The sequence below is a fragment of the Actinoplanes sp. NPDC026619 genome, from assembly GCF_040638295.1.
Taxonomy (GTDB): Bacteria; Actinomycetota; Actinomycetes; order Mycobacteriales; family Micromonosporaceae; genus Actinoplanes.
In genome coordinates this window covers 48,549-67,550 of the sequence record NZ_JBEZYA010000043.1, presented here as the reverse complement: position 1 = coordinate 67,550, position 19,002 = coordinate 48,549, and the positions used below count along the sequence as shown (strand labels likewise).

Here is a 19,002-nt window from a genome sequence, read left to right as displayed (position 1 = left end):
AACCCCCGGTGGGTAATACACCACCAGCGTCCGAACCCACCCACCACCAGCGAAAACACAACCAAGATCAAACTAGCCGCGAAACTCCCGCTAGGCAACAGCGACGAGGTGAAGGGCCCCTGGGACGGCCGGGCCGCCGCCTCTGACCTGCAGGCCGGTCTGCGCGAGCTCGGCGTCACCCGCAACGTAGTCCTCGTGTCCCACTCGCAGGCGGGGGAGGTTGCCACCTACTTCGCCCGCGCCAACCCGGGCGTGCTGTCCGGGGAGGTGCTCGTCGACGCCAACGTGCCGCAGTTCTTCACAGACAGGGAAATCCAGCGCCTCGTCGCGGTCACGACGCCGCAAATTGACGCGCTCAAGAAGCAGCCTTCGACGAAGGCGAACCGGCAGCTCATAGCCACGTCCGAGAACTTCGGTCCCACCCATCGGGCGTACCACAAGGTCTCCTGGCCAGACAGCGTCCCGGTCACCTACATCGCGTCGGAGAAGACGCCGTTCGACGGATCCCCGCAGGACGCCCAGCGCTGGCGCGACGCGGCAGCCGCGTTCGTCACGGCCGGGCCCGGACGCACACTGATCACCGCCAGGGAAAGTTCACACGAGGTCCCGCAGGACAAGCCCCAGCTCGTCGTCGACGAGATCGAAAAGATGGTCGCCGCTCGCAGATGAAGCGTCCCAACTCCGATATCAGCCGGGCTCCGGATCAGGGATATCCGCAGATCTGCCGACGTGAATTCGGCAGCGCCAATAGCCCGATTCGAAACTGTACAATCGCTTAGCAGGCATGATGGAGCGTCCTCATCTCAAGCATGTGCGGATATGATGATCGGGTGGCCGCTCGCATCACCGAACTGGTCCTGGACGCACATGATCCTGAGCTGCTGGCGCGGTTCTGGTGCACGTATTGGGCTATGTCGAACTGCACCGTAACGGCGAGGATATAGAGATCGGTCCGCCCGGGGTTGGTTTCGGCGGCCCGCAGCCCACGATCGTCTTCAACCGCACTGACGAGCCCAAGGCCGGCAAGTTGCGTCTGCACATCGATGTCAACGCCACGGATCGGGACCAGCCGGAGGAACTGGAGCGGTTGCTGGCGGCTGGTGCCCGGGTAGCCGACGTTGGGCAGACCGGCATGGAGCCATGGCATGTGCTCGCTGACCCTGAAGGCAACGAGTTCTGCCTCCTGAGGCGTCGAGTACCTGAGATGTAGTCGATCGCGGACCTCCGCTCTTCGGCGAATCCGGACGCCACGGGACGTCAAAATCACCCTGTGTAGCCATGAGTTCGGGTGTCGGCGCTCGGTCGAACCTGGCTCGCTGCTGAGCTTGCGAACACCCATGCCGTCGATGCACTCGATGGCATTCGCGGCTCTGCGCTGCGACTCGGCCGTCGAGACGCCGTCGCGCTGGAAGTCCGTGGCACCGAGGCGGCCATCACGATCCGCTGGCTCGGGCCGGTCACGGTGCCCTCGCCGCATGCCGCCTTCGCCAACGCCGACATCGCCAGCCGACCGGAGTCAGCCACCACAGCGGCGAGAGCCGACGGGACCACCGCGGCCCACTTCTGCTACCCGCCGCCGAGCAGGATCATGAGGACATGGCGAGACCATCACAAGGGCGATCTACACCTCACCTCGCCCTGGCCACGGGCTCGAGCCGCCGCCACACAGCCCGAGAGAGGCCCGGTGGCGAGAGCGCCGAGCGCCAACCACCACGACACCGGCCAGACCCTCCACCCGTGGCCTACGTCCGGCAATCCGGCAAGATCACAGTACGAGCGTTCGTGTCACCGATGTGTCGCGATCATCCAGTGTGGACATCCAACAAGCGCGAGACTCAAGGTTACAGCCGCATGCCGACGGCGGGCAGATCATGGAGAGAAATACCAGGTCAATGCCACCCTTGGGAAGCGTCACGCTTACACGGAGACCGACGCCCCACCTGTCCGCAGGCCAGCAGCAAGGACCCGATCAACGACAATTCCGCAAACCGTACGCGCGTTCGGGCAAAAATGCGTGTCATGATGATCCGAAAGCATTACGGCGGGAAATGAAAAAGGCCAGCTGAGCTGGCCTTTCACAACGTCGGGCTGACAGGATTTGAACCTGCGACCCCTTGACCCCCAGGACATGAAAGGGCCCCGCTATTCAATGTCGCCCCGTGTCGACCTATATTCTCACGTCCAATTTACCTCTCGATACTAGCACCGTTGTGTGCCGATCGGTGTTGCGTCATCCTTCCGCGTCCGCGCAGTTTTGATCTCCGTTGTTAGTCGTTTGTTAGCGCTGTCGAGTCAAGTGTCGCCAGTCCACGACTGGTTGGCGACTCACGCCTTCGGGGGGCGATCCAGCAGCAGAAGCTCGCGTTGAACGGACAGGTCGCAGACCGCTTCACCGCAGTCATCGATCGGCTCGGCCAGGAAAGGCGACGACAAACTCTCCATCCGCCTCGGCAGTGTCTACGCCCCCGAGCGCTTGATGCGGGACTCTCCCCCGATCAGCCTGTCGCCGTCGAGGTACTCAGCGCGTTCAACCGAACCCACGCTCCCAGCTCAGCCGACAAGCCTTGGCCCTACACCATCCTCACCCGCGACGTTCGCGCGCCATCACGGTGCTCGGCCGCCGCCAAGACCCACAGCCCAACACCAAGATCGATTTAGTTGGCCAGAAGCGACACTGACAAACTGAGTCGCTCACACACGAGCAACGACACGACACCGTTGCGGATTTTCACAATTTTCTTCTGAGCTGGATCTCAGTTTGGCAAGCCCGTACGGCGATAATCTGCCCAGGCGCCTGTTTGCGCTGTTCGCGGGTGGTTTGCTTGCCGGAGTGACACTAGTGACCTGAGCCGTGCTCGCCTGCACCTTCTCAAAGCCAGCATCATCCTCGCCGGGCTTGCCCACGGTTTCACCGATGAGCAGCGGCGCCAGCTCAAAGGCGCTCACAAGGTGCGGTGCAACGCGGTGGGCATGAACATTTCGACCACCTAAGAGCAGCACCCCGCGACGTCAGCGCCGATGTCACCGCGGACATGACCGTTGAACAACTCGCCGACGCCTGGATCGACGAGATCCTCATCGACGACCGGGTCAAGCGACAAACCGTCAACCACTACACCGACAACCTGCACTACTTGATCCTGCCCGCCATCGGAGACATGACCATCCACGACGCCACCGTCGGTGCGCTCGACCGCTACCTCAAGACCCCGCCAGGACCCATCCTTCTGGGGCGCAGCGCTGTAAGGGCACCCTGCTGCAGATGTTCAGCCTGGCCGCCCGCCACGGTGCCCTGCCTGCCAATCCCGTCCGCGACGTCGGCCGACTGCCGGGACCACGCAAGATAGTCCAGGCCATGACGTTCGACGAGATTGAACGGGTCCGTCACGCCCTGCACCTGTGGCGCACCACCAAGCCGTCGGGCCCCGGAAGAGCGTGCCTTCACCGACCTGTTCGATCTGCTCCTGGCCACCGGTTGCCGCATCGGCGAAGCGTGCGCGCTGCGCTGGCAGGACGTGGATCTGGACGCCAGCACCCTCACCGTCGCCGGCACCATGGTCTTCCTTAAGGTACCGGCTGGGAGCGTCAGGACTTTCCCAAGAGCGTCGCCGGGCAACGCACAGTCCATCTACCACCGTTCGCGCTCGCCATGCTCTATCGTCGCCAGACCGAGGAACCTCATCGCCGGGATGATCCGCTCTTCGCCAGCCTCATTGGCATGTTCGTACAGCGGGACAATATGCGCCGGTCGCTCCGCTGCGCCCTGCGACGGCAAGCCGACCTGAAATGGGTGAGTCCCCCACGCGTTCCGCAAGACCGTCGCTACCATGCTGAGCGGCCAGGGCTGGTCACCGAAGCCGCCGCCCAGCTCGGGCACGTCGACGAGAGCATCACCAAGAAGTTCTACATCCAGAAACCCTCGACCGCTCCGGACGTCAGCCACGCCCTGGAATTCTGAACGGCGGAAGCGAGACCCGAATGGGCACCCGCCGCGGGCACGCTGTCATCGCCCGTCCCCAGGAACCAGCCCGTGGCTATCCCCCGGCGGGCAACCCCGGGCCGGGCCCATCAGCGCCTTCCAACTCGTCAACAAACTATGCGACCTCGGCGTCAGCCTCAGCCGTCCCGCGCGACCGCTCTGTGCCGCCGATCATTGATGTGATCGCGCCGGTGACGTCGGCGCGGGTAGGTCAGGGGGCCGATGGCCGTGAGCTCGCGGATCTGCCAGTCGCCGCACCTGACCGTCGAGGGAGCCAACGGGAAGGCCAGGAAGGCCAGCGCGCCGCCGCGGCGAACCAGTTCGGCTGAGGGCCGCGGGCCCCTTTCATCCCGCCTATGCAGATGATTCGCCCTGATCATTTTTTGGCCATCACGGACGCCAGTCGCCCATTACCGACCATAAGTAACGGCCGGTTGTACCGATGATGAAAGCCATCAAAAGCGACAGGGAGTCGATCAGGCACGGGCAGAGGATGATCGACTATCCCTTATGGAATAAGAAGCAGCCGGAGGGCATCCCGGGTCACCCAATCAGGTGGTAGGACACAACTCACACCCGACTTACGCGTCCTTAATCAGGATCGAAACGCGCTTTTTACATTCTGAAGATGTGCGTTAAGACCGTTTTACGATGTCCCATTTACCCTATCTGACGGCATATATACTAAACAAAACGTAGACGTTGGACGAGTTTCCGCGGCGAAAGGGGGAGGCATCCCCGGATTGCTGCGGTCGGCTGGCGCGAACAGCCCTCATTGCTTGGCCGAACAGGCGAGATGGTGCCTGTGAATCCGCTGAAACTATTGCCGACGTTCTGATCGGTCGGCAGACGGCGAGGGCGAGGAAATATGGCGGGGGCAATTTATCGCGGCAGATCGGCGGTACCCCGACGAGAGCTGGAACTCCTTATTCCGGCGTTCAACGAGGAGCGGCGGCTCAGCGACACCCTGACCGCACTGGCCCGGCACCTGCTTCGCAGCGGCATCAACGGCACCATCCGGGTCATCGACAACGGCAGCAGCGATCGCACCGCCGAGGTGGTGGACCGCGCTGCCGCTGCGGGTCTGCCGGTGACGATCACCGGGTGCTCCCGGCGCGGCAAGGGCGCGGCGGTCACCCGCGGCATGCTAACCAGCACCGCCCGCTGGGTCGGCTTCTGCGACGCAGACCTTGCCACGCCGGCCGAGGCGATCGACGATGCTCTTGACCAGCTGCGGGCCGGCCAGCAGGTCGTGATCGGCTCACGGCGGTGCGAAGGCGCCCAGCTCGAACTCCGGCAGCCACTCGTGCGCCGCGTCGGTGGCACCGGCTTTCGCATGCTGACCCGGCGGTACTCCGGGCCGGTGGCCGACACCCAATGCGGCTTCAAGTTCTTCGAGGCCACCGCCGCCCGAGCCGTATTCGCCGACATCCGGCTGGCCGGGTTCGCGTTCGACCTGGAGGTGGTGGCCCGGGCCCGCTCGCTCGGCCTCTCCATGGTCGAAATTCCGGTGGCCTGGCGGGACCAGGAAGGCTCGACGTTCCGGCCGCTGGCCGACGGGCGACGAGTGGCGCGCGAGCTCTGGCGATTGCACCGGGATATCCCGGTGCCGACGCGCCGGGAGCTGGCAAGCGCCCGATGAGTGGCCTTTCCCCCAGTAATCACCCCTGGCGTGGCCGCCACGTCGTCATCTGCAACTGGCGCGACGGCGGGCACCCTGCGGCCGGCGGCGCCGAACTCTATTGCGAGCGAGTGGCCGCCGAGCTGCACCGCGAGGGCGCCCGGGTCACCTACGTTACTGCCCGCGCCAAGGGGCAAAGCCGCCGGTCAACGACGCCCTACGGCACCGTCGTCCGGGGCGGCGGCACGTACACCGTCTATCTTTACGTGCTGCTGTGGCTGTTCCTGCACCGCCGGACGATCGACGGCGTGATCGACTCGCAGAACGGCATCCCGTTCTTCACGCCGCTCGCGCTCCACCGGCGTACGCCGATCGCGCTGCTAATCCACCACGTCCACCAGGATCAGTTCCTGGTGCACTTCCCCGGCCCGGCCGCCCGGGTCGGCCAGTTCCTGGAGAACCAGGCCAGCACGTGGGTATATGGTCCGCGCGCTCTGGCTGCTGTCTCGCCCTCCTCACGCGCCGAGATCCGCCGGCGGCTTTCCCTGAAGGGGCCGATCCACCTCGCCCCCTGCGGCCAGGACATGCCGCCGCCACGGATCCGCCGGCCGAACGGGGTGCCGCGGATCGTTTGCGTGGGCCGGCTGGTCACCCAGAAACGATTCGACGTGCTGCTCCGGGCGCTTCCGGCCGGTGTCGAGCTGCACCTGGCCGGCGACGGCGAAGCCCGGCCCGGGCTGGAGAGCCTGGCCGCCGAGCTGGGCCTGGACCACCGGGTGATCTTCCACGGCCGGGTGGACGACACGACCCGCGACGCCCTGGTCGACTCGGCCTGGCTGACCGCCAGTGCCTCCATGGGCGAGGGTTGGGGCCTGTCCGTCATGGAATCGGCGGCGGCGGGGGTCCCTGCCGTCGCGTTCTCCGTGCCGGGGCTGCGCGATACGATCCGGCCGGGTGAGACAGGCTGGCTGGTCGACGCCGGAGCCGACGGGGACCTGGCCGTCAGGTTGTCCGAAGTCCTCGTCACTGCCCTGCGTACGCTGGCTGACCCTGCGGTCGCCGCCGAGTACTCTCGCCGATGCGTTGCGTGGGCGAGTCGATTCACCTGGTCAGCGACAGCCGCGCACCTGACCGCTGTGCTAACCGCTGAGGAGCAACGTATGCTGCTCGCGCCGGCCGAACGGCGGCCTGGTTCGGACAGCGCGACTCTGGTCACCCTTCCAGCGGCCGAGCTCGGCCGGGCGGACTTGACCAGGCTGCGAGTCACCGACCTCCTCGACGTCGAGAACGGCCACGCCGCGTTGCTTCTCACCGGCGCGGACGAGCAGGATGGCCAGAAGGTCCTGGAGCGGCTGGGAATCGCGGGGCCGGACACCCGTGTGCGGCTGGCCCGGCATCGCGATCTGCTCGGCTGGCAGGCCCACCCACCCACTCGGGCGGGTGGCCCGGACCGGTCGATCGGTCTCGCAACCGTGCCGGCGATCCCGGGACAGGGTCGCCGGATCGCGCGGCTCGCGGTACTCCCCCTCGCGATGTTCCTGATCGCCCTGGCCGTGCGGCTCGTCGCCATCGGGCAGGCCTACGACATCTTTGTCGACGAGGTCTCGTACGTGGGAGTCGCCCGGAACCTGGCGACAGGCGGTGGTCTCACCCTGAACGGCGGACCGTTCAACTTGCATCCGCCCGGCTTCTTCCTCGTGCTGGCGGGCGTCTTCCGGGTGGTCGGGATGGACACCGGCGTTGATGCCCTGGTGCTGACGGCACGTCCGGTGGCGGCGGTGGCCGGCTCGATCGGGTGCGCCGCCACGACGCTGCTGCTGGTCCGGATCGTCCGGATGCCGATCGCGGTCGGCGCCGGCCTGCTCCTCGCGCTTGATCCGTTCGTGCTGCGCTTCGACAGCCGGGTGATGCTAGAGGCGCCAGCGATGGCCTGGGCGTCACTCGGCATGGTGGTTCTCACCGTCCGGCCGCGACGCACCCGAACCGGCGTGGCCTGGGGAATCCTGGCCGGGCTGTTCTGCGGTGCATCGATCCTGACCAAGGAGTGGTACGTCTTCGTCACCGCGGTCCCGTTGGTCCTCCTGCTCTTCACGACCGACCGGGTACAGCGCCGGATGCGTCTGAGCGCCCTGATGACGATTGTGGCGGCGTACGCCGGATATGTCCTCTCGATGGTGGCGCTGGGTTCGTTCTCCCCATGGTGGGCAGAGAAGGCCAGCGGCCTCGCCCGGGTCGCCGGCGCCGTCCAAGCGACCGGCTTCAACCAGCCCGGTACCGAGTCGCTGTCGTCACGCCTGATCGCCAACCTCACCAGCTTCGGCGCGTCGTACGCCCTGATCGCTGTCGGTGGCCTGGCCACTGCTGCGCTGGTCGTGGCGCGACGCCGCCAACCGTGGCAGTTCCTGCCGGCCGGCGGAGGCGGCTCCGTGGTGCTCGCACTGGGCGTCGGCGCGTTCGCCTTCATCGCGTACGCGGTGGGCTTCGGCACGCTGGAGGAACAAATGTTCTACCCGGTGATGGTGACCAGCATCGTGATCACTGCGGCCGGCCTGGAGGTGGCCATACGCTCGTCGGTGGGCCGCAGAGTGGCGTTGCGCCGCAAGATCCTGACCGGATTCGCCGGGATCGCCGCGTTCGTGGTCTTCGCTGGGGATGCCGGAATCTGGGCCACGGTCCGCACCTACCCTGACAATACCTACCAAGAGTTGCTGGCCTGGGCGCCCACCGGAATCCCGGACGGCAGCACCGTCTCGGCCACCGAGGACGTCGCCCAATTCGTGCTGACGGGGGTGCGGCTCGGCCAGTGGGCCGACCTGCCCTCACTGAAGGCCAACAAGGTGGACTTCGTGATCGTCGCGACCGAGTTGGCCGACCGCGGCTACGGACATGCCCGGGTCACCTTCGTCGCCGCCCTCGACGATGCCGCCCCGGTCGTCTTCACCGCGCACGGCCGCACGATGGGTGACCTGCGGGTCTATGACGTCCGCCGACTGTTCGACGCCAAGGCCCCCCGATGATCGGCCGGCATCGTCCATTCGCGTCCGGCGGCGCCGGTCTGCTCCTGATCGCCACCGCACTGACAGGTGCGGCCAACTACGGCCTGTCGCTCATCCTCGTGCATCTGCTGCCGGCCACCGAGTTCTCCCGGTTCGCCGCGGTGTCGACCCTGCTGCTCACGGTCGGCACGGTCGCCGGTGCCGCGGTGCCCTGGGTGATGGCACGAGAGGCCGCACTGAGCCGGCGTGGCGACATCCGGCGGCGGCGCGCCATCCGCCTAGGCCTGGGCGCGAGCCTCGGCCTCGGTCTCGTGGCCGCTGTGGCCGTCGCTGCAGCCTCCGCCTCATATGCCGGATCCGCGCTGCTGTTCGGTGAGACCCTGGCCACCGTGCTGATCTTGCTCTGCGCGGTCGGCGCGGGTGTCCTGCAGGGCGAGCGTTCGTTCGGCGCGCTCGCCGGAGTCCGCATTCTCGAAGTGCTCGTGCGGGTGGCGCTCGGCATCCTGGCAGCCCTTGCCGGTTGGGGCAGCGCAGGCGTCATCGGCGCGTTCGCAGCCGGCGCCGGCGCGGCCGCACTCTGGAGTCTGCTCGCACTCGGCCGTGACCTCTGGGGCGCCCTGGGCCGTGCCGGCGCCGACGACTCGCGGGCCGAGCGGCGGGTCCTCGCCAAACACGCCGCAGCTCTGGCCGGCGGGCAAGCGGCGTTGTCGTTACTGCTCACCCTCGATGTCATCATCGGTGCGGCGGTCCAGCACGGCGGCGGACTCGCCGGATATCAGGCACTGCTGGTTGTCGCACGGATTCCGCTCTTCCTCGCGACCGCCCTGGCCACCGCGATCTTTCCGCGACTCGTCGGGGCAGCCTCGCCGCAGTCCGCCAACCGTGCGTTCCGCTCGGCACTGCGCGTCTTCCTGCTGCTCGGTGGCGTGATCACCGCGGGTGTGGCGACAGTCCCGCCGACACTGATCGGCCTTCTCCTCCCGGCCGAATACAACTCATCGCTGCATCTGCTGGCGCCGTTAGCCTTGGCCGGTTTCGGTGGCGCGCTCGCCACCTTGCTGGTCGCCTATCTGCAGGCGCGCGGCCAACTACACGCCGCAGCCCTCGTATTGGCCGGGGCGGTGGTGGTCAGCGTGGCGGCATATCCGACCGCCGGAAGCGACCCGCAATTACTGGCCTGGATCTCCGCTCTGGTCGTACTGAGCGCGGCTGCCGGCCTCGCCGTCCTGGTCCGCTACGTCGGACAATCCGTCCGGGTACTGCCGACTCTGATCCGCCCGGCGTTGGCCACCGCCCTGACCTGGACCGGCCTGCACCTGCTCACCGACCGGCCCGTGCTGTGGCTGGGCGCGGCCCTAGTGGCAGGCACGCTGGTACTGCTATCGGTGCGGCCGCGCCGCCGACCGGATGGCCCGTTGCGGGTCCTGCACCTCGGCTTCGAAGACCCGGCCCGGCCCGGAGCCGGCGGCGGCTCGGTCCGGACCCACGAGGTCAATCGGCGGCTGGCCGCGTCCGGCGTAGAGGTTGTCGTCGCGTGCAGCCGGTATCCGGGCTTCACCGAACGGGTACAGGACGGCGTCCGGTACATACCGTGCGGCTGGCGACTCGGACCGCTCTCCGCCGGACACTTCCCGTCGCTGCTCGCCTACTTCGGAGCGGTGTTCACCGGCCTGAGCCGGATGGAGCGCCGCTGGCGGCCGGATGTCATCGTCGAGGACTTCGCCGCGCCCTTCTCCAGCATCGCCGTGCCCTACCTGACCCGGACACCGGTCGTCGGCGTCGTGCAATGGCTTTTCGCCGCCGACAAAGCCCGCCAGTACCACCTGCCGTTTCATCTGGTCGAACGGCTCGGCGTCGGTTCGCACGACGCACTGGTCGCGGTCAGCGCGGACCTTGCACAAGAACTCCATGGACGCAACCCCCACGCCGCCGTGTACGCGGTGCCCAACGGCCTGGAGCCGGCCGCATGGCGGACCCCTCCCCGCACGCGAGGCAACCATCTGCTGTTCCTAGGCCGGCTGGAGATCGCCCAGAAGGGAATGGATCTACTGCTGGATGCGTACGCGGCCGTAGCCCCATACACCGGCTCAGACCTGCACATCGCCGGCGACGGACCGGACGAGGACGTGCTGCGGGCCCGCGCCGCCGACCTCGGAATCGCTGACCGGGTGCACTGGTTGGGCCGGATCGACGGAGCCGCGCGGTTCGAAGTGCTGGCGTCCGCCCGGCTGGTCTGTATGCCGAGCCGCTACGAGACGTTCGGCATGGTCGCGGCGGAGTCCCTTGCGGTCGGTACGCCGGTGGTGGCCTTCGAGATACCGTGCCTGCGCGCCCTGGTGCGGCCGAACGTAGGTGTCGGAGTGCCGGCATTCGACGTCCCCGCGTTTTCAGCCGCGATGCTCGCGCTGGCCAACGACCCGGTCCGGTGCCGAAGGCTCGGCGCCGCGGGCCCAGCCTCGGTACGGCACCTCGACTGGGATGCCGTCGCCGCCGCCCAGCTCGCGGTGTACGAGTCCGTCCAGCCGGACTCGTCAAGCGTGAGGCAAACGGATTCGCCCGTCGACCCGGTTCTCGTCTTGTCGACGGGCGTCGAGCCGCGGTAGCCGTCAGCCGCAGCGACATGTATCCCATGGTTCGTAACAACGTCACCCGTTACTCTCCGACCTTGCCCTGCGGCAATCCGGTCGACGCCCACAGGCACTGATCCACGGCAGCCCATCCGCCGCCGATGCAAGCTGGGCACGGGGACCGGCTCCTGGTCGTGGCCGACTCGGACGCCGCCACGCTCACCGGCTTCCCCCTCGCCATGCCCGACCAGCTGACCGCCTGCACCCAGGCGCACCAAACGGACGACCGTCCTGTACACCAGCGGCGGCCGGGAGGCCGAGCTGGCGGCGGCCCCACTGCTGCTGGACCGGGCGGGCATCTCCCCCGACGAGCTGTTGGCGGCCCCGGTGACGGCGGTGCCGACGCTCGCCGAGTACCCGCTGCTCGCGGCCGCGAAGACGGCGCGGCACCGGGCTGCTGGCCTCGGACACCGACGGTGAGTCTCCTGGCTGGAACTCGCGGCAATGGCGATGGCAGCGAAGAGGTGGCAGGCGGGTGACCGAGGGCATCACCAGGACCACCTCCTCGGGACAGGGCGTCGCCTCGCCGTCGGCAAGATGCGTCCCGGCCGGGCTCCGGCTGACGGCGAGGCACCCGTCGACGACGCGGACCTAGAGGATCCGGAGGGCGATCCATGCTCGCATACGTTCGGACGGGCAGGCCAGGCCCGGAAGCAGCTCCGCAAGCGCCATGGCCGCGGTGGACGGGCTGCTCATGTGTCCGTTCTCGACGAACCCCTGCGCCAGCTCATAAACACGATTCACGCACGTCAGCGACTCTTTGCGGTGCGCAGCTGGCCCTCTCATAATGTTGAGCCACGCAGGTCAGCGGGTCAGCCGTGGCTCACGTCGTCTGAGAACAAACAGGTATCCGGTCAGCCCGACGCGCCAGCCAGCGAAGGTCTGGAGGCAGGTCGATAACACCTCTTCTGTCACCTACGAAGCCATCGGTCACGGCGACGCCGACGAGTTCCATGACGCTCTGGCCGAGCGCGGCATTGACTCCGCAGTGCAGGTCGCACGCAGGACCGCCTACCTGCTCAGCATCGAGGTGGCTTATTGGAACGGTGGCGCTTATTCCAAGGTCTCGGCCGGCCAGCAGATTACGCTGGGCAGCCTACCCGCCGGCAGCGATGACACAGGTCGCGTGCCGCGAAACCTACCGATCCGACGTGGTAATCCTCGATAACTGGCCTTCCACGCTCATCCGATGGCGTGCGGTCGTTGCACCTCCCGGTCTGCCTCGGTCGCCGAACGTCCGCTCACCAGCGCGCCGAGGGCCTTGGCGACATATTCCCCGACCTGCTCCTGCGGAAGGTCGGTGCGCTCCACCCGGTCGCCGTCATTCGACAGCATGATGACAGTGCCGGTGTGCACGCCGTCCAAGCGGGAGATGCGCGGATCGCCCTCGCCGCGGGCGTCGATGAGCACGCCGAACTCGCGGCCGCGGCGGCGCCACGCGGTCGAGACCGCCGACAGCGTCAGCGCTAGACCACCCGGGACGGTCACGCTGAGCACGATGACGTCGGACAGGCTCCGCATGGTCTCGGTCTTGACCGCGGCGCCGCCAGCAGTCAGTGCCCGGGCGATGTCCTGGGCCTCCTCCGACGAGGAGGATAGGAGGTTGAAGTTGAGGTCGGCCGGCAAAGTCACTTCGCGCCTCCTTGACGCCAGTCACCGGTCAGGACAAATGCGGCCCAGTCTCGGTACCGGGGAAACTCCTGCCGGGTTCGCAGCTGGGCGTGGCGAAAACAAGACATTGGTGCGACGCCGCCGTCGGCGAGCGCCCGGTAGAACTCAGTGAAGAAAAGCTTCGCGGCCCCGTCGGAGACGTTCCAGATGGTTCCCAGCACGCTCGCCGCGCCGGCCATGAGGAGTGATGCGGTGACGCCTCGCTGGTTGCCGCTGGTGTCGATGCGCCCGAGCGAGGTCTCGCACGCGCTCAACGATACGACCTCCAATCCACGAAGATCCAAGTCGAGTACCTCGTACGCGGCCAGAGTGCCGTCGGCGTCGTCGGGTGCGAGGTAGAGCCGGTGTAGCGACGGCGAGTCGGGCAGGTGTCGGCCGTGAGTCGCGAGGTGTACGTAACGTGATCTGCGCAGGGCCCGACGGAACCGCTGCTTGGTCACCTCGCCGTCGAGCACTGCCGTCTCGCCCATGGCCGCGGCGACGTCGCTGGCCTCGTCGCGCGCTCCGCGCAGCACGGGCAGGCCTCGGGGATCGCCGGCAAAGGAGATGCCGAAGGACTCCAGGCGCCGCTCGCGCGCGGGCACGTCCCATCGGCGCGTCGCCAGCAGTTCGAGGCAGGGTAGGTAGGAGATGGTCCACGTGTCGGCGAGGGGCCGCCCGGCCGGAGCCAGCAGGTGGAACGGGAACTGGTGCAGCGGGCCATGCGGCTCGATGACTAGGTGGCGCGCGCCCGCGGCGTACTCGGCGTCCAGGATGTCGGCCACGTTCGGGAAGTAGGAGTCGAGGCAGGTCGCGAGTGTCTGGAGCGCGAGCGAGGAGGCGACCTCGCCGCGTCGCGCGTCGGCGTTGACGAGGCTCCGCACCGAGTAGACGAACAGCTCGAGTGGCCGAAGCTCGAACTTTCGCCGTTCGCTGGTGATCGACCAGTGCGGTATCTCGTTGAACGCGTCGGCGTACGCGATGTATGGCTCCCTTCTCGGTCCCAGGACGACGGAGTAGAGGACGTTGCGGCCTCTCTCGTCCTTGGCGAAGTAGATGGACCACAGAACCGAGTCGCGGGGGAGTTCGTCCGCCAGATCGTTGAGATTCCTCACGTGGAAACGGACCGGCGGCGCGTGCAGCAACCGCTGCAGCCTGGACTCGAAGGTTCGTTCGACGTTGGCGCGATACACCGTATTGACATTGTTTGCGGAGCGCACTGGACGATCGTCGTAGGCGGACACCACCACCATCTCGAGGTCGCTTGCGGCTGCGATCACCTCCTGCCGGTCCTCGCTGACGGACCGGATGGAGTCCGCCAATGCGAAAAGGCTCTCGTCGCGCCGTCGGTCGAGCAGCACCGGCGAGTTCCGCAGCGCGGCGGCCAGCCGCGCACCCTTGGCCAGCTGAAAGAGTTCGAGAATGTCCATGCCGTCGCCCGCCGCGATCGAGTCGGCGACAGCTTTCGCCCAGATCTGCTGCAGCGCCACCCGGGCGTACTCGCCGGCCGAGGTCTCCACGGCCAGCGCCCACGGAGCGACATGCTCAAGGAGCGCCTTGTTTGCAGGCATTCCGAGGTGATCCAGGCCTCGCCGGATGACGGTTACCGACTCGGCGGCGGCGTCCGCCCAGCGCAGTGCGAGGAACTCCAGCATTGCCTGGGTGTTGAGCTCGATGAAGGTCGCCACGTCGCGCTTCTGTAGCGCCTCAGCGGCGATGTCCGAATCCTGGACCGCTCGGGCAAACGCCAAGGCCGGCCGGAATAGGCCGCGGTCTTCGAAGGCGGCCGAGGCTAGCCGCAACGCCTCCCGCTTGACCGTGATGTCCACACCCGGCGTCATCGCCAGAGCAAGGCGGCCACGAGCAAGAGCGATCGGATCCCAGGACTCTTCCTCGGCGGCGCGCAGGAGCGACGACTCCGTCATTGAAGTGGTCAGCTTGTCCATGACCGGGACGAACAGGTAATAGAGTTGTGCCTGCAAAAGTTGCTGCGCCGGTCTCTCGGCCAATCTCGGGTAAAGAAACACCGTGCTGGCGGCTAGGTCGACGGCGTCACTGCCGGTGGCGGTCAGGACGCCGAGGAGACTCAGCGCGGCGGCCAGCGCGTTGGTCAGGCCCGATCTACGCTCAACCTGCAGGAGATCCAACGTTCGCAGGAATTGAACGTCCGGGTCGATCAAGGTGTGGTCCACCGTGCATCGCTCGGCGAGCAGCCGGATCCTCGTCTCGACATCAGCAGTGCCGATGTCGTCCAAGGCTTGATCGATGTCGCGGACGATACCCGCTGTGTCGAGCGGTTCCTTGAAATGGAGATGCAACCAATAGCGTGTCCGGACGAGCAAGGCGACAGCCCAGGCCCTCTGGACCCCATGTAACAGCCCGGCCGCCTCATCCAACGCCGAGCGCCCGCGGCGCAGCTTCTCGCCAATTCGCCAGTAGTCCTTGACCGCGGGAAGTCGCCCTCCGGACCGCACGAAAAGATCTTCGATGTTCTTTTCCAGCCACCGCCTCGTCGAGCCGAGATCAGCCAGGGACCTTCCCAGCACGACCGGCTCGACCAGAGCGCGGCCCAGCAGCAGAACCGCACCAGCCAGTACCGCCTCGTCGGCCGCCGCTCGCGCCACCGCCACGACGTCACCGGCCAGATCGACCGCCCGGTCCCAGGCGTCGAAGTCGCCGATCAGCCGCAGCCCTAGAAGGTTGAGCTCGACCGACCCGTGAGCCCCGATCAGACGAACGGGGTGTCCGTGCTCGAGATGGCCGACCGCGGCGTCGATCAGCTGGGCGGCCACGATCGCGAGGTGCGGATTGGACGGATCCGCCGCCTGAACGAACCCGGCGAACGCGCCGACGTAATGCTCGCTGACCACGCGCCGCATAGCGGCCGACCCGGCTTCCCGGACGGCCGCTTCCTCGTCGATCGTCACCCCCGTGCTCAGCCAGAGCGTCTCCAGCGGCCCACCGCCGATCTTCCACGTCGTCCGGCGCTCGCGCAGATCGGCCTCAAAGCCTGCGAGGACCTCCCGAGTGGCCGCAATCCGAGGATCGGCCGACGAGTGGTCCGCTGCTCTTAGAGTGGCCCGGAAGAAGACACCCACTAGGACCGGATTCTGAAACAACAGCGTGCCGAGCTCGCCGCTCTCATGCGCGGAAAGGATTGTCCGGCAGGCTTGAAGCAGACGTTCGGGCGGCAGAGCACCCTCAGCGTCATCCTTCTCCCCCATGGACCCTCCTGGTTCAGAAGCCGGTAAGCCAAGCTACCTTCATGCCCGGCTGACCGCCCAGCATGGAGGCCGCTCACCTAGAGTGACGCGTTGAGCTGGTGAAAGCATCTTCGTGCGCGGACGGTTACCGCCGATTCCGTCAGGGAACCGTAAGGAGATGAGCACATATCCTGATCCGGCCTGGCACGGCGACGTCTACCCCTCTGAAGAGGAGATCGATCCGGCCGGCACCGACGGCCCGGTCGGGGCGTACGCCAGCCGGCCCGGCCCACTACCATCCTCCGCGCCTGGATCGCCGCCCATCCCCGGACCGGCGGGCCGGGTCGCCACCACCGCTAATTCGATTGTCAGCCGGCGCTCGGACGGATCGATTGAGGTGGTCACCGACCTCGACGGTGACGGCATCGCCGACGTGGTGCAGCTCGACCTCGACGGTGACGGGGTGCCCGAGCTCACCTACCTCGACACAGACCGCGACGGGCAGCTCGACACCGTGCTGCGCACCCCGAACCACTGACAGCACGGTGCTACGCCGATCCCATTTCCGGACCGCACCCGCGGCCGCAGCTCATCGTGCCCGGAGCGGTGACGACCCAGACTGCCGCAGCGACCTCAGCGACGGCTGAGTGCGGGAGAGCTGATCTCGTCAGCGTCGAGGTGCTCCTGCACGGATCCGCTACGAAAACCGACGGGCAACGCGCCACCAGCACGCGAGTACGCTCCACGTTTTGTCTGCGGCATGAGAGTAAGTTCGGCTCGTGACCGACGACATCACGCTTCGGCTCGATCGGGCCACCGCCGAGGACCTTTACGTGGCGTTGTATGAATCGGGAGAGCACATCGCAGCCGGCGCCGCGATCCATGAGCCCAGCACCGACGAGGTCAAGCGGCTCGGGAAGCTTCTGCAGGATCTCGGCCATCGTCTCGGACGCACTTGCTCGCCTTACTGTGACCAACTCATCTGATCCGCGGCCGCACGGATTGCGGCATGTCAGTGCGCTGCCCGCCGAGAGGCTGCGAAGGTCTGCCGCGCGTGGACAGTGCATTTCTGCGAATTACGCCTCACCCTTTGGCTCGGCAAGCTACAAGCTCTCGCAGTGCCTCAACGGTCAACCATGGATGAGTTCGATGCACCATGCGGTGACAGTTGGAGCAGATAAGCGCCAGGTCACTTAGGCGGGTGTCTGTCTCGCCAGTGACGTGTAAGGGTGTCCGGTGATGACACTCGATGTAGTCGCGTCCCCGGTCGCCGTAGACGCGTCCGAAGTCGAAGCCGCACGCCTCGCAAGCAATTGGTTCGCCGCCGCGCTTTGCCTCGGCGATCTTCAAGCGGCGAAGCCTCGGATCCCGCTCGCGCCGTAGATGCACGCGCAGCGCTACTCCGCCCTCGCGCGCACCGATCTCGTCGATGTCGAGGTCGGCCGGATCAGGACCGACATAGGTGCCGACGGGTGTCTGCATTAGTTCACGAATGCGACCGGCCAAGGCGCGCATCCCCACCGGATCGGCTAGGAACTCTCTACGTATCTCGTCACAGAGATGGCCTTGGCCAGGAGTGGCGAGGCTGCGAGTCTTCAGCGCGACGCCTGCCGGATTGCGGAATTCCGGATTGCGGTGGTCGCCGTGGATGGTGGGGCTCCGCAGCAAATGCGACAGGACCCTCACCCGTTCGTCGTTGATGTCGAGCCGCTGCCAGCCGTTGGCCTCAACTGCCTCGCAGACGAGGATAAGCTCGTCCCTGGTCCACTCGGGATTCGGCAGGAAAGCAACGGTGAAGCCGAGGTCTTCGAGCTGCCGCGTTACGGTCTTGTCCCCGCCGCTAAAGTCTCTTGGCCTCCATGGCGTGCCCGTGTCAACCCCGTGGGCATACCCCATCAGCGGCTTGGAATCGTAGAGCTGCCCTTCGTGGTCCAGGAAGTAAGCCTTCGACCTGCTGAAGCCATGGTCGGCGAGGAATGCCTCGCGACCGAGGCGATTGAACTCCTCGACGGCAGCGAGCACACCAGCGCGAGTCACGTCAGCAAGAGTCACGTACAGACCCTACGACGCGTTCCCAAGCTGATAGCCGCTCACTACCGAGGTCGGGCACCGGCGCACGCATCGGCCACCTGGCGATGCGGCTCGGAGGCGACCGCCCGCTCATTCACCTACTCACGCTGCCGTCGCCTAAAGACGGCCCACTCCGGACTTCGGATGCGATGGAACTTCGAGTCACCAGCGGAGGCCGTTGCCCGATGGCCGAGGCCTCCGAGGACGCCAGACTGCGGCTGGCTGCAAAACCGGTGCTGCAGGGACGCGCTATCGGGGCAGCGTCGAACTGGAGCATCCGCTGCCCGCGCCCGTACCGAAACGTCGCATCGAGGCGCCGGCCAGCGCCGACGACCTACGAAGGCCGCCGGTCGCGCTGATAGCAACCAGAAGAGGACGTTCGACGGAACGCCGGCAAGTTGCGCCGAGATCAAGATGAGAACCATGACCGCCAAAGACGAGATTCTTGCTGCGCCGCCTGGCATCGAGGTCCGAACCGCAGACGGCTCGTTCCAGCCCCCAAGACGTCGTAGACGGGTTGCGCCGACGCGAAACCGATCTTGCGGAGTTCACGATACGAACCCATGTCATGAGCCGGATGTGCTCCAACGCCCCTGACAACCACGCCCGTACCTACGACGACTTGGAGCGTGTGTCGGACGGCCGCTACCGACGCAAGTAGCCGGCCCGTGCGGCAGCGGGCTCGCGCACTATCTGCGGCCATGAGTGCGCGTCCGATCAAGCCGGGCTCAGTCATACCAGCAGCATCTAACACTGCTCCGACGGAACGTCAACGAGCATTCGCAGTCGCGCAGGCGGCTGGCACTAAGCAGGCGTCGGACCAAGGAACCACCCCCGCGTGACTCTGTGGCTGCGT

The 19,002-nt window shown here is 66.8% G+C and carries 15 protein-coding genes; 11 read left to right on the top strand and 4 right to left on the bottom strand.

Going from position 1 to position 19,002, the window contains the following annotated elements:
• From AB0E90_RS47775 to AB0E90_RS47740, 8 genes are all read left to right on the top strand, one after another.
• On the top strand, positions 1-669 hold a 669-nt coding region (locus tag AB0E90_RS47775), incomplete at its 5' end, for an alpha/beta hydrolase (RefSeq protein WP_360419715.1).
• 235 nt (positions 670-904) lie between these two features.
• Positions 905-1,210, top strand: coding sequence for a VOC family protein (locus tag AB0E90_RS47770; protein WP_360419713.1), 306 nt, complete (start codon positions 905-907; stop codon positions 1,208-1,210).
• Between the two features lie 1,744 nt (positions 1,211-2,954).
• Positions 2,955-3,347, top strand: coding sequence for a hypothetical protein (locus AB0E90_RS47765; protein WP_360419711.1), 393 nt, complete (start codon positions 2,955-2,957; stop codon positions 3,345-3,347).
• Positions 3,348-3,371: 24 nt separating this feature from the next.
• The gene (locus tag AB0E90_RS47760) at positions 3,372-3,785 is read left to right on the top strand and encodes a tyrosine-type recombinase/integrase (RefSeq protein ID WP_360419709.1); all 414 of its coding nucleotides are present in this window, start codon (positions 3,372-3,374) and stop codon (positions 3,783-3,785) included.
• Positions 3,719-3,958 carry a hypothetical protein gene (locus tag AB0E90_RS47755; RefSeq protein ID WP_360419729.1) on the top strand — a complete coding sequence of 80 codons (240 nt, stop codon included), beginning with the start codon at positions 3,719-3,721 and terminating at the stop codon, positions 3,956-3,958. Before AB0E90_RS47760 ends, AB0E90_RS47755 begins: the two co-directional genes overlap by 67 nt.
• 889 nt (positions 3,959-4,847) lie before the next feature.
• Positions 4,848-5,621: a glycosyltransferase gene (locus AB0E90_RS47750; RefSeq protein WP_360419706.1), complete on the top strand. Its 774-nt coding sequence runs from the start codon at positions 4,848-4,850 to the stop codon at positions 5,619-5,621.
• Complete coding sequence (locus AB0E90_RS47745; protein WP_360419704.1) at positions 5,618-8,617, top strand: glycosyltransferase; 3,000 nt, start codon at positions 5,618-5,620, stop codon at positions 8,615-8,617. Before AB0E90_RS47750 ends, AB0E90_RS47745 begins: the two co-directional genes overlap by 4 nt.
• Positions 8,614-11,199, top strand: a complete 2,586-nt coding sequence (locus AB0E90_RS47740) for a glycosyltransferase (RefSeq protein WP_360419702.1) — start codon at positions 8,614-8,616, stop codon at positions 11,197-11,199. Before AB0E90_RS47745 ends, AB0E90_RS47740 begins: the two co-directional genes overlap by 4 nt.
• 615 nt (positions 11,200-11,814) lie before the next feature.
• Here the strand turns inward: AB0E90_RS47740 and AB0E90_RS47735 are convergent.
• Positions 11,815-11,967 (bottom strand): hypothetical protein, encoded by a 153-nt coding sequence (locus AB0E90_RS47735; protein ID WP_360419700.1) that lies wholly within the window; start codon positions 11,965-11,967, stop codon positions 11,815-11,817.
• 43 nt (positions 11,968-12,010) lie between these two features.
• On the opposite strand from AB0E90_RS47735, the gene AB0E90_RS47730 reads away from it, so the two are divergent.
• Entirely contained in the window at positions 12,011-12,391 is a 381-nt protein-coding gene (locus AB0E90_RS47730) for a hypothetical protein (protein ID WP_360419698.1), read from the top strand.
• 14 nt (positions 12,392-12,405) lie between these two features.
• Here the strand turns inward: AB0E90_RS47730 and AB0E90_RS47725 are convergent, their stop codons facing one another.
• Positions 12,406-12,855 (bottom strand): hypothetical protein, encoded by a 450-nt coding sequence (locus tag AB0E90_RS47725; protein WP_360419696.1) that lies wholly within the window; start codon positions 12,853-12,855, stop codon positions 12,406-12,408.
• On the bottom strand, positions 12,852-16,097 hold the full coding sequence (locus tag AB0E90_RS47720) for a CHAT domain-containing protein (protein ID WP_360419694.1): 3,246 nt from the start codon (positions 16,095-16,097) through the stop codon (positions 12,852-12,854). Before AB0E90_RS47720 ends, AB0E90_RS47725 begins: the two co-directional genes overlap by 4 nt.
• A 157-nt stretch (positions 16,098-16,254) precedes the next feature.
• On the opposite strand from AB0E90_RS47720, the gene AB0E90_RS47715 reads away from it, so the two are divergent.
• Both AB0E90_RS47715 and AB0E90_RS47710 read left to right on the top strand, forming a co-directional pair.
• Positions 16,255-16,614: a hypothetical protein gene (locus AB0E90_RS47715; RefSeq protein ID WP_360419692.1), complete on the top strand. Its 360-nt coding sequence runs from the start codon at positions 16,255-16,257 to the stop codon at positions 16,612-16,614.
• A gap of 241 nt (positions 16,615-16,855) precedes the next feature.
• Positions 16,856-17,062, top strand: a complete 207-nt coding sequence (locus AB0E90_RS47710) for a hypothetical protein (RefSeq protein ID WP_360419689.1) — start codon at positions 16,856-16,858, stop codon at positions 17,060-17,062.
• 97 nt (positions 17,063-17,159) lie between these two features.
• Here AB0E90_RS47710 and AB0E90_RS47705 read toward each other — a convergent pair whose 3' ends face one another.
• Positions 17,160-18,128: an HNH endonuclease gene (locus AB0E90_RS47705; protein WP_360419687.1), complete on the bottom strand. Its 969-nt coding sequence runs from the start codon at positions 18,126-18,128 to the stop codon at positions 17,160-17,162.
• Positions 18,129-19,002: the final 874 nt, after the last annotated feature.

Excerpts from the sequence above, each read along its gene's own strand:
- AB0E90_RS47755 (WP_360419729.1), top strand. The coding sequence starts at position 3,719 with ATGTTCGTACAGCGGGACAATATGCGCCGGTCGCTCCGCTGCGCCCTG.
- AB0E90_RS47750 (WP_360419706.1), top strand. The coding sequence starts at position 4,848 with ATGGCGGGGGCAATTTATCGCGGCAGATCGGCGGTACCCCGACGAGAG.
- AB0E90_RS47745 (WP_360419704.1), top strand. The coding sequence starts at position 5,618 with ATGAGTGGCCTTTCCCCCAGTAATCACCCCTGGCGTGGCCGCCACGTC.
- AB0E90_RS47740 (WP_360419702.1), top strand. The coding sequence starts at position 8,614 with ATGATCGGCCGGCATCGTCCATTCGCGTCCGGCGGCGCCGGTCTGCTC.
- AB0E90_RS47730 (WP_360419698.1), top strand. The coding sequence starts at position 12,011 with ATGTTGAGCCACGCAGGTCAGCGGGTCAGCCGTGGCTCACGTCGTCTG.
- AB0E90_RS47720 (WP_360419694.1), bottom strand. The coding sequence starts at position 16,097 with ATGGGGGAGAAGGATGACGCTGAGGGTGCTCTGCCGCCCGAACGTCTG.
- AB0E90_RS47715 (WP_360419692.1), top strand. The coding sequence starts at position 16,255 with ATGAGCACATATCCTGATCCGGCCTGGCACGGCGACGTCTACCCCTCT.